This window comes from Porphyromonas loveana (genome assembly GCF_003096695.1).
GTDB lineage: Bacteria > Bacteroidota > Bacteroidia > Bacteroidales > Porphyromonadaceae > Porphyromonas > Porphyromonas loveana.
In genome coordinates this window covers 1-1,030 of record NZ_QEKY01000039.1, presented here as the reverse complement: position 1 = coordinate 1,030, position 1,030 = coordinate 1, and the positions used below count along the sequence as shown (strand labels likewise).

The 1,030-nt window shown below is 53.9% G+C and carries 1 pseudogene; it reads left to right on the top strand.

Annotated features, from left to right (window positions below):
- A pseudogene (locus tag C7382_RS10145) lies at positions 1 to 1,020 on the top strand (minor fimbrial subunit Mfa5); the annotation flags it as partial.
- Positions 1,021 to 1,030: the final 10 nt, after the last annotated feature.

Sequence of the window (1,030 nt, the reverse complement as noted above, 5' to 3'; positions counted from 1 at the left end):
AACTATTCCGGATCCAACTTGGTGGGTAATTCCTACACGGCAGCCATCGACATCAAGAATGCGATTACTTTCCCCGCGGGAGTACAACAAACGGTTTATCTGTTCAATACAGGGACTCGTGACCAATGGCGTAAACTCAATGGCAGCACCGTCTCCGGCTATCGCGCCGGCCAGTATCTGGCAGTGCCACAGAATATGGCAGGACAAAATAATTTTCCCGACCGTATTCCTTCTATGCACACTTTTTTGTTGCGTGTGGAGAGCGTCTCGACGGCAAATTTGGGTATCACCTACGATAAGCTGATCAAGAACACCTCTGTCGATAACGGCAACGGAACGCAGATCGTCTGGCGTGCAAACGGCAACGACGAGGCGAGTCTGCCATTCTTGGTGATGGATGTGCTGGGCAATGAGTCTGCCGACAGGCTCTGGATATTCTCACATGCCGATATGTCGTTCGGTTTCGACAACGGTTGGGACGGACGCAAGCTGAAGGAGCCGGGTATCTCGCAGCTCTACGCCATGGGTCCGATGGGCGACGACAAGTTCCAGGTGGCGGCCGTGCCCGAGATCAACGGCTTGCTGGTCGGCTTCGATGCCGAGAAGGAAGGCCGCTATGTTTTGGAATTTGCCCTGTCCGATGATTATGCCGAAGGGGCAGTCTTCATCCACGACCTGCACACCGACATGAAACAGCGCGTTGTCAACGGCAGCTCTTATTCGTTCGAGGCCAAGCGCGGCGACACGGGTGCCCGCTTCCGTCTCTCGTATGTGGAAGGAGCCGATGACGAGTTGGCTCAGATACAGGTAGGAACGGTTGCCAACAGAATAGTCATTACGAACAACACCTCGCATGATTATCAGGCCTCTGTCTATGCCACGGACGGCAGGCTCCTGCAGCGTATCAATGTACCTGCCGGTAGTGAGATGAAGTCCGATCCGATGATCGCGGGTGGTTACGTTGTCAACCTGCAGAGTCCGACAACGAATGGAAGTGCCAAGAAAGTCGTGATCAACTAACGAGAAAAGG